Source organism: Acidovorax sp. GW460-11-11-14-LB4, assembly GCF_059423685.1.
In genome coordinates, this window is sequence record NZ_JBWKYJ010000017.1 from 60,444 (window position 1) to 69,171 (window position 8,728).

General features: G+C 67.5%; 9 protein-coding genes. 7 read left to right on the forward strand and 2 right to left on the reverse strand.

Translation table 11 applies throughout. The annotated features are described in order from the left end of the window. Window positions 1–52: 52 nt before the first annotated feature. From AC07X4_RS09180 to AC07X4_RS09210, 7 genes are all read left to right on the forward strand, one after another. A complete protein-coding gene (locus AC07X4_RS09180; RefSeq protein WP_494739904.1) occupies window positions 53–886 on the forward strand; it encodes a peptidylprolyl isomerase in 834 nt (277 codons plus the stop codon). A 36-nt stretch (window positions 887–922) separates the two neighbouring features. Beyond that, window positions 923–1,600: a carbonic anhydrase gene (locus AC07X4_RS09185; RefSeq protein WP_494739897.1), complete on the forward strand. Its 678-nt coding sequence runs from the start codon at window positions 923–925 to the stop codon at window positions 1,598–1,600. A gap of 100 nt (window positions 1,601–1,700) precedes the next feature. Continuing rightward, window positions 1,701–4,148, forward strand: a complete 2,448-nt coding sequence (locus AC07X4_RS09190; protein ID WP_494739898.1) for an adenosylcobalamin-dependent ribonucleoside-diphosphate reductase — start codon at window positions 1,701–1,703, stop codon at window positions 4,146–4,148. A gap of 59 nt (window positions 4,149–4,207) precedes the next feature. Beyond that, window positions 4,208–4,885 (forward strand): nitroreductase family protein, encoded by a 678-nt coding sequence (locus tag AC07X4_RS09195; protein ID WP_494739899.1) that lies wholly within the window; start codon window positions 4,208–4,210, stop codon window positions 4,883–4,885. A gap of 45 nt (window positions 4,886–4,930) precedes the next feature. Continuing rightward, window positions 4,931–5,344: a ribonucleotide reductase subunit alpha gene (locus tag AC07X4_RS09200; protein WP_494739900.1), complete on the forward strand. Its 414-nt coding sequence runs from the start codon at window positions 4,931–4,933 to the stop codon at window positions 5,342–5,344. An 8-nt stretch (window positions 5,345–5,352) separates the two neighbouring features. After that, window positions 5,353–5,937, forward strand: a complete 585-nt coding sequence (locus tag AC07X4_RS09205) for a hemerythrin domain-containing protein (RefSeq protein ID WP_288853556.1) — start codon at window positions 5,353–5,355, stop codon at window positions 5,935–5,937. A 250-nt stretch (window positions 5,938–6,187) separates the two neighbouring features. Beyond that, a complete protein-coding gene (locus AC07X4_RS09210) occupies window positions 6,188–7,270 on the forward strand; it encodes an AbrB family transcriptional regulator (protein ID WP_494739901.1) in 1,083 nt (360 codons plus the stop codon). Between the two features lie 27 nt (window positions 7,271–7,297). Here the strand turns inward: AC07X4_RS09210 and AC07X4_RS09215 are convergent, their stop codons facing one another. Both AC07X4_RS09215 and AC07X4_RS09220 read right to left on the reverse strand, forming a co-directional pair. Next, window positions 7,298–7,597: a BTH_I0359 family protein gene (locus AC07X4_RS09215; RefSeq protein ID WP_055392879.1), complete on the reverse strand. Its 300-nt coding sequence runs from the start codon at window positions 7,595–7,597 to the stop codon at window positions 7,298–7,300. A 224-nt stretch (window positions 7,598–7,821) separates the two neighbouring features. Further along, window positions 7,822–8,728: DUF3108 domain-containing protein (locus AC07X4_RS09220; protein ID WP_494739902.1), on the reverse strand; the 907-nt coding region annotated here is incomplete at its 5' end.

Here is an 8,728-nt window from a genome sequence, read left to right on the forward strand (position 1 = left end):
CAGCACGCTGACCCCGACGCAGGCTGCGGCCTACGAGGCCCTGGTGGCAACGATGGACGATGTGCCTCTGCAAGCCACCCTGGCACCACAAGCCGGCGCCTTGGGGGGCAGGGGCTTGGTGGCAGCCGAGGTGGCACGCGTCAATGGCGTGGCCCTCAATGCCCCGCACGAGTCGCTGGACGAAGAGGCCCTGCGCCAGCGTGCGTGCACCGAGCTGCTGCGTCAGGCGGCGCAACAAGCGGGTCTGCTGCCCGCGAGCGATGTGCCGGGCGTCGAGGGGGCCATCAGCGTCCAGGCCTCCGATGCCATTGAGCAGTTGCTGGAGCGCGAGCTGGACCTCCCTGATCCTTCAGAAGAAGCCTGCCGCCGCTACCACGAGGCCCACCCTGCGGCCCATGCCCAGGGGGAGCGTGCGCAACTGCGCCATGTGCTGTTTGCGGTGACACCGGGCGTGGATGTGAAGCAGCTGCGCCTGCGGGCCGAGGCCTTGCTGATTGAACTGCGCTGCGCCGACGATGGCGGTGCACAGTTCGCCAAGGCCGCCGCCCAGTGGTCCAACTGCCCCAGTGGTCAGCAGGGCGGTGACCTGGGCTGGCTGACCCGCGCCGACTGCGCCCCCGAGTTCGCGCGCGAGGTGTTTGGCGGCGCCGAGATCGGCGTGCTGGCACGCCTGGTGCACAGCCGCTTTGGTCTGCATGTGGTGGAGGTGGTGGCGCGTGACCCGGGGCAACAGCCCTCGTTCGAAGAGGTGCGCCAAGCCATTGCGCTCACCCTGCGCCAGCAGGCCTGGGTGAATGCGCTGCGCCAATATTTGCAGCTGCTGGCGGGCGCCGCCGTGGTCGAAGGCGTGGCGCTGGACGCGGCCGACACACCGCTCGTACAGTAGTTGCTCCACACACCACCGTTATCTGATTGCCTGCCCATGCCCGACGAGTTGCTGGACCGCTTGCGCCGCTTCCATGACGACGCTTTCCCCCAGTACCGCCAGCAGTTCCAGGCGCTGGTGGACGAAGGGCAGCATCCCACCACCTTGTTCATCGGGTGTTCCGACTCCCGCCTGGTGCCCTATCTGCTGACTGGTGCGGGGCCGGGCGAGCTGTTTCTGGTGCGCAATGTGGGGGCGTTTATCCCGCCGTACGACGGGTCGCATGGCCACCATGGCACCACGGCGGCCATCGAGTTCGCAGTGCTCAACCTGCAGGTGCGCCGCATCGTGGTGTGCGGCCACAGTCACTGTGGGGCCATCAAGGCGATGTATGGTGAGGTGTCGCCCGAGGCCCCCAGCCTCAACCGCTGGCTGGACCTGGGGCGCGAGGCACTGTTGCCCATGCAGCCGGGTCCCGAGGTATTGCGCCGCACCGAACAGCGCGCAGTGGTGTTGCAGCTGGAGCGCCTCATGGAGTACCCCATGGTGCGTAGCCGGGTGCAGTCGGGCCAGATCAGCCTGCACGGTTGGCACTATGTGATCGAGGACGGCGAAGTGCATGTGTTCGACGTCCAGACTGGTGGATTTGTGCCCGCTTCGCAGTCGGACCACAGCGGCACCGGCCCCTACCAGCCCTACGTGGAGCATGATGGGCAGGTGCTGGTGGACGAGTGAGCGGCCACCGACTTGCCATGGCGCTGCATTCGGAGTGGAATGAGCGCTCCTTGACGGAACGCAACCCCGTTTCAGCCTGAAACCCAAATCATCGGCCCCCATGAAACGCGAACCCCAGCCCCCACTCAACCCCACCTCGTCCCTGCAGCCCATCAGCCTGGATGTGCTGCGGGAGAAATACCTCAAACCCGGCGAAACCACGGCCGACGAGCTGTACCAGCGCGTGGCACGGGCCCTGGCCTCGGTCGAAAAGCCCGAGCTGCGCGCAAAGTACGAGGCCCTGTTCCTCGCCAACCTGAAGGCGGGCGCCATCGGCGCAGGCCGCATCATGAGCGCAGCAGGCACCGACATCCAGGCCACCCTCATCAACTGCTTTGTGCAGCCCGTGGGTGACTGCATCCAGGGCGTGGATGACGAAGGCTTTCCGGGCATCTACGAAGCGCTGCGTGAGGCGGCCGAGACCATGCGCCGTGGCGGGGGCGTGGGCTACGATTTCTCCCGCATCCGTCCCAAGGGCGCACAGGTGAAGGCCACCGCCTCCATGGCATCGGGGCCGTGCAGCTACATGAACGTGTTCGACCAGTCCTGCTCCACCGTGGAGAGTGCTGGCGCACGCCGGGGTGCGCAGATGGGCGTGCTGCGCATCGACCACCCCGATGTGCACGAGTTCATCACCGCCAAGCGCACGCCAGGCCGCTGGAACAATTTCAATGTGTCGGTGGGTGTGTCGGACGAGTTCATCCAGGCCGTGCAGAACAACGCACCGTGGGAGCTGGTGCACAAGGCCCGCCCCGGCACCGCACTGCTGGCCCAGGGCGCTCGCCAGCGCGCCGATGGCCTGTGGGTCTACGCCACCGTGGCCGCGCGCGAGCTGTGGGACACGATCATGAAGTCGGCCTACGACTTTGCCGAGCCTGGCATCCTGTTCCTGGGGCGCATCAACGAAGACAACAACCTGCATTACTGCGAAGACATTGCGGCGACCAACCCCTGCGGAGAGCAGCCGCTGCCGTCCTATGGCTGCTGTGACCTGGGCCCCATCATCCTCACCCGCTTTGTGCGCCACCCCTTTGGTTTTGGCGGTGTGGCCGCGTTTGACTTTGACGCATTCACCCAAGCCGTGGCACTGCAGGTGCGCGCACTCGACAATGTGCTCGATGTGACCTACTGGCCGCTGCCCCAACAGCGCGATGAGGCCATGGCCAAGCGCCGTATTGGCGTGGGCTTCACCGGCATGGGCAACACGCTGGCCATGCTGTGCCTGCGCTACGACTTGCCCGAGGGCCGCACGATGGCGGCACGCATTGCCGAGTGCATGCGCGACGCCGCGTACGCCGCGTCGGTGGATCTGGCGCGCGAGAAAGGTGCGTTTCCAAAGTTCGATGCGCGGGGCTACCTGGCGGAAGGCACGTTTGCGAGCCGGCTGCCCGAATCGCTCAAGGCCGCGATCCACCAGCACGGCATCCGCAACAGCCACCTGTTGTCCATCGCGCCCACGGGCACCGTGAGCCTGGCCTTTGCCGACAATGCCTCCAATGGCATCGAGCCGCCGTTCTCGTGGATGTACAAGCGCAAGAAGCGCGAGTCCGACGGCAGCACCACCGAATACGCGGTGGAAGACCATGCCTGGCGCCTGTACCGGGAGCTGGGCGGCGATGTGAACGCGTTGCCCGACTACTTTGTCTCGGCCCTGGCCATGTCCGCGCAGGACCACATCGCCATGATGGAGGCCGTGCAGCCCTTTGTGGACACGGCCATCTCCAAGACCGTGAACATCCCGGCGGACTACCCCTACGAGGACTTCAAGGACTTGTACCTGCAGGCCTGGCGCGCGCGGCTTAAAGGCCTGGCCACCTACCGGCCCAACAGCATCCTGGGCTCGGTGCTGGAAACGCATGCAGAACCTGCACCAGCGCCTGCCGCCGTGGCAGCGCGTGCGCCCGCCGCGCCGCCCGTGGACCCGATGCGCACCGTGATCGAGAGCCGCCCGCAAGGCGGCCTCTCGGCCGTGGCCGAAAAGCTCGAATACTGGACGCAGGAAGGCCACAAGACGCTGTACCTCATCGTGTCCTTCCTGCCCGTGCCCACGGGTGTGGGCAACCGCACGGTGGATCGCGCCATCGAGTTCTTCATGCCCGTGGGGCAGAGCGGCGAGTCGCAGCAGTGGATCACGTCCAGCATGCGCCTGCTGTCGCTGGCCGCGCGCGGCGGCTTTTTGGAGCGTGCGCTGTCGGACATGCGCAAGGTCGCCTGGGACCGGGGCCCCGTGCGCCTGGGCACCCACCGCAAGGACGACGGCACGCTGGTGCCCATGTGGCACGACTCCGAAGTGGCGGCCATGGCCTATGCCATCCAGAACATCCTGGCGCGCCGCGTGGCCGACCCGGTGCAGCAGCAACTGCCGCTGGACGAGCCCACGCCACCGCCCGTGGCCGTGCCCCAGGCCATGGCGGGCAAGAAGTGCAGCGAGTGCGGTGCCCATGCGGTCATCCGCAAGGACGGCTGCGACTACTGCACGCAATGTGGGCACCTGGGGAGCTGTGGATGAACGGTCGGGCTCGGCATCGGCCTTCCCGGCACACACGGTAAGCATTGGAAGGATTCCCCATGTCTGTCATTCCCTGGCCGTTGAACCCTTCGTCTCGCGCGCAGCCTGCTGAGGCGCGGGCCAGTGCGCCTGACGATGTGGCCGGGCTGGCGGCGGCGTTGATCCAGTCACGCCAGACCATTCTGCCCAAGCGCCTCGGCGGGCCCGGCCCCAATGCGGCCGAGCTGGCGCAGATCCTCCAGGCCGCAGCCCACGCGCCAGACCATGGCCAGCTGCTGCCCTGGCGCTTCATCCTGGTGCCGCAGGCCGCGCGTCCGCCGCTGGCCGATGTGTTTGCGCAGGCCCTGCTGGAGCGCGACTCTGCCGCCACTCCTGAGCAGGCCGAGCAGGCACGCGAGAAGGCGTACCGCTCCCCGGTGTTGCTGTTGGCAGTGGTGGATGCCGAGCGGGGCGACGCCGAGATTGATCTGGCCGAGCGCACCGTCTCTGCCGGCTGTGCCGTGCAGAACATGCTGCTGATGGCCACCGCGCAAGGCTACGGTTCGGCACTGACCAGCGGCAAGGCGCTGAAGGCGCCGAGCCTGCGGGCCTTGTTTCAGCTGGCGGCTTCCGAGCAGGCCCTGTGTTTCATCAGCATCGGCACCGTGCTGTCCCGCAAGGCGGTGCGCGCACGCCCTGCGGCAGGCGCCTATGTGAGCACGCTGGATGCCGAGCGGGGCGTAGTGCCCGGTTTTTGAGGCGCGCTGGTGGGCCCCACCTTTCATTGATTGCGAGACCTTTGCATGGATATTTCCAGTTTTGACGACCTGCTGCAGGCTGCGCGCATGCAGCCCGAGCCACAGCGCCTGCTGTTCGTCTTCGCGGCGGTGGAGCTGCCCGACGACGCCACCCCGGCGCAGCGCGCACGCTTCGAGGCCGGGCAGGGCGGTGCCCTGGTGCCGCTGATGGGTGTGGACAAGACGCCGCAGGAACTGGCATCGTTCGACGCACTGGTGACCGAGGCCCGCCAGTTCACCGCCCCGGGCCACGACTGGGCCATCGTGTTTGCGGCGGCGATGTCCGGCACGCTGAACCAGGCGCCCAGCAGCGCCGATGCCGAGGTGCCCTTGCAGCGCATGGTGGATGCGATCAAGGGTGGGGCGCATGGGGCGTTCATTCCGTTTGACCGCCAGGGCCACCCTGTGCGGTTTGGCTGAGGCCTGCCATGGCACAGGCGTCCGTACCTGCGTCCGCATCCACATCTGTCGCTGCGCCAAAGCATCTGCCCGGCTTCAGCGCACCGGCCGTGGGCTTTGAGCAGCCTTTTGCCATGCTGGAGGCCTGCCACGAGCGCGTGCAACGCACGCTGGGTTTGCTGGGCCGCTTGCGTGAGCATGTGCGAAAGCAGGGCGTTGACAACGATGCCCGTCAGGCCGCGCGGGATGTACTGCGTTATTTCGACATCGCCGCACCGCTGCACCACCAGGACGAAGAACTGCATGTGTTCCCCCTGCTGCTCGCCCAGGCCACGCCCGAGGTCCGGGCGCTGGTCACGCGCCTGCAGCACGACCACGTGGCCATGACCACCGACTGGGCAGCGGCCCGGGCCGGGCTGCAAGCGTTGCTGGATGAAAGCGCCACCGGCTTCACGCCCCAGGACGAGGCCGCGCTGGACGGTTTTGCCATGCGGTATGACGCCCACATCGCCGCCGAAGAAGGCGTGGCCTACCCTGCTGCTGCCACTTTGCTGCCGCCCGCGTCCCTTGCGGCGATGGGGCAGGAGATGGCTGCGCGGCGGGGTGCGATCTAATTGCTATCAAAAATATAGCTTCGAGCGCATATTCGACTAGCGCAAGAGGCCGCTAGGGCTGAAATTTAGGCGCCTGCTGCCCCAGGGGCAGCTTGGCGCCCGGTGCCACGCGGCCGTTGCCCGGTGGCGATGCCAGCCGTTCCGTCTGGGCAGCGCCTTGGCGGCTGCGGGGCCAGCGGCTCGCGCGATACTGCGGGGTTGCGCGCGCGACCCGCCGCGCCTGTTTGCTTGCCTGCCTGCCGTTTCCTGTATGCGCCCCCTCTTTATTGTTCGCACCCTGGCCACCCTGGCCTTGGCGTGGGCCGCTGCCGCCGCCTGTGTGGCCCTGCAGACCCCGCTGCCCTGGATGATCGGCCCACTGCTGGCCACTTCTGTCGTGTCGATGGCCGGCGGCCCCACCGAAAGCTGGGGCCCGCTGCGCAACGCCGGGCAATGGACCATTGGCGCCGCGCTGGGCCTGTATTTCACGCCCCAGGTGGTCGCTCTGATCGGCGGCCTGTGGTGGGCCATCGTGCTGGGCATTGCGTGGGCGCTGTTCCTGGGCTGGCTGTTTGGTGCGTGGCTTTACCGCGTGCATGCGCCCCGCATGCACGGTGTTCCTGCACCGATGCTGCGCGCCACCAGCTACTTTGCGGGCGCGATTGGAGCGGCGTCCGAGATGACCTTGTTGTCCGAGCGCGAAAACGCACGCACTGACCTGGTGGCCGCCAGCCACAGCCTGCGGCTGCTGATCGTTACGGTGACCATTCCGTTCGCGCTGCAGTTCAGCGGCCTGCACGGCCTCGATATCCTGCCGCCCACGCTGCGGGTGGTGAACTGGTCGGGGCTGGCGCTGATGGCGCTGCTGACCGGTGCGGGGGCGCTGCTGATGGACCGGCTGGGCCGCGCCAACCCCTGGTTCATGGGGGCGATGCTGGTGTCCATGGGCCTGACCATGGCGGGCCAGAGCCTGTCAGCAGTGCCCCAGGGCATGGTCAATGCAGCGCAGCTCGTGATCGGGGTGAGCCTGGGCGTGCGGTTTCGCGCGGAGTTCTTGCACACTGCGCCGCGCTGGCTGGCGTCGGTGGCGCTGGGCACGGTGGCGTTGATGGGCGTGTGCGTACTGTTTGCCGGTGCCCTGGCCTGGGCGACGGGGCTGCCCTGGGTCACCTTGCTGCTGGGCACTTCGCCCGGCGGCATCACCGAGATGGCCATCACGGCCAAGGTGCTGCAGCTGGGGGTGCCCGTGGTGACGGCGTTCCAGGTTTGCCGGCTGATTGCGGTGCTGATGCTGGTGGACCCGCTGTACCGGCGGATTTATCCGCCCAGCGCACACGAAGGCTCGGTGGGCTGAGCTAACGCACCGGCGTTTGTCGTGGTGTCAGTGCACCACCACCGGGTTCTGCGCCAGGCCCGCGTAGCGGTCCAGTGCGTCTTCCACTTCTTCCTGGGTGGGCGTGTCGCGCTGCCAGGCCAGGATCTGTTCCTGGAACATCTCGGCCCAGGAACCGTCCAGGTAGACCTCTTTGCCGGAGCGCTTGTCCACGATTTCAAAACCATGGCGTGCAAGCTGGGGAACGGCGGGGGCGGTGTCGTTGAGCACTTGGGCGCTCTTTTTCTCCACGGCATCGGGCAGCATATGGACCACCACGAAGGATTCTGAGTCGTAGAGCATGTGCATCGTGTTCCCCTTGTCGATATAGATGTCAGATGACAGCGGGTGCGCAGAGTTCAAGGGCTTAGAACAGGTTCTTAGGTAAACCACGGCTTTAGTCCCCTGCTGCGTTGCAGTATTTCATGAAAAACGGAGCACGCCGGGTTCGCGGGGCTTTTTTGCCCGGATGGCGTATGGGCGCAACACTCCGTGCGGCGCGAGCCATCGGAGGCAGTGCTTTGAACAGGTTCTCAGGGTGGGCTGCTGGCGCGCAGCAGCAGGTCGGCGAAATCGCCGTTGGCCTGGGTGAGCTTGATGCGCACGGGCAGATAACCCAGTCCCGGCGCCACCCAGAGTTCGGCCTTCTGGTCGTAGTCCTTGCGCGGCAGGCGCAGCAGCTTGAGGGCGGGCGTGGGCCCGGCGGGCAGGTCCAGGGTTTCGGGGCCTTCCACGGTGAAGGTCCAGCGGTCGGCGCTGCGGGCGCTCACCGTGGTCAGCGTGATCTGGGTGCCGGGCACAAAGCGGCCCGGGTCTGCGGCCAGCATAGCGCCCAGCTGGATGAACAGGCTCAGGCGGTCCTGCACGCCCGGCCCTGCCGCCGCGTCGGGCGTATTGGCGCTGAAGGTGACACGGCCCTTGGCGTAGTCGAAATGGGCGGCCTGCTCGCTGCGGGATTTGTCGGAGAACTTCTCGGGCAGCAGTCCTTGCCCTGTGACCGCGCCCACGCTGCGCTGCGTGCGGGTGCCTACCAGGAAGGCGCTGATCTCCTGGCGCGCTTCGTAGCGATTGTCGTCGTGCTGCCACAGCAATTCGGCCCGGGCGCTGTAGGCGAACTTTTTGGCCTGGCCGCTCACATCAAACGCGAGGCGCGTGGGGGCAGGCATGCGCACGGGCGGCGGCGGGGCGCTGGCACTGCGGCCGGTGCCTCCGGGCGGGCGGATGTCCACGCCCGTGCCGGGCTGGGCGTCTTCAGCCGTGGGCTCTGGGTGGGCGGCCGGTGCCGATGCCGCAGGCGCGGGCGCAGGGGCGGCGTCGTCGGCAGGCGTCTCAGGGGTTGCGCTGGCCACGGTGGTTGCGGCACCAGGGTCCGCAGGCGCGCCGGCTTCTGTGACAGGGGCGGCCGCCAGTAGAGGCTCGGGACGGTCTGCTGCGACAGGG

Coding starts and splice junctions, on each gene's coding strand:
- AC07X4_RS09180 (WP_494739904.1), top strand. CDS start 53: ATGGACGATGTGCCTCTGCAAGCCACCCTGGCACCACAAGCCGGCGCC.
- AC07X4_RS09185 (WP_494739897.1), top strand. CDS start 923: ATGCCCGACGAGTTGCTGGACCGCTTGCGCCGCTTCCATGACGACGCT.
- AC07X4_RS09190 (WP_494739898.1), top strand. CDS start 1,701: ATGAAACGCGAACCCCAGCCCCCACTCAACCCCACCTCGTCCCTGCAG.
- AC07X4_RS09195 (WP_494739899.1), top strand. CDS start 4,208: ATGTCTGTCATTCCCTGGCCGTTGAACCCTTCGTCTCGCGCGCAGCCT.
- AC07X4_RS09200 (WP_494739900.1), top strand. CDS start 4,931: ATGGATATTTCCAGTTTTGACGACCTGCTGCAGGCTGCGCGCATGCAG.
- AC07X4_RS09205 (WP_288853556.1), top strand. CDS start 5,353: ATGGCACAGGCGTCCGTACCTGCGTCCGCATCCACATCTGTCGCTGCG.
- AC07X4_RS09210 (WP_494739901.1), top strand. CDS start 6,188: ATGCGCCCCCTCTTTATTGTTCGCACCCTGGCCACCCTGGCCTTGGCG.
- AC07X4_RS09215 (WP_055392879.1), bottom strand. CDS start 7,597: ATGCACATGCTCTACGACTCAGAATCCTTCGTGGTGGTCCATATGCTG.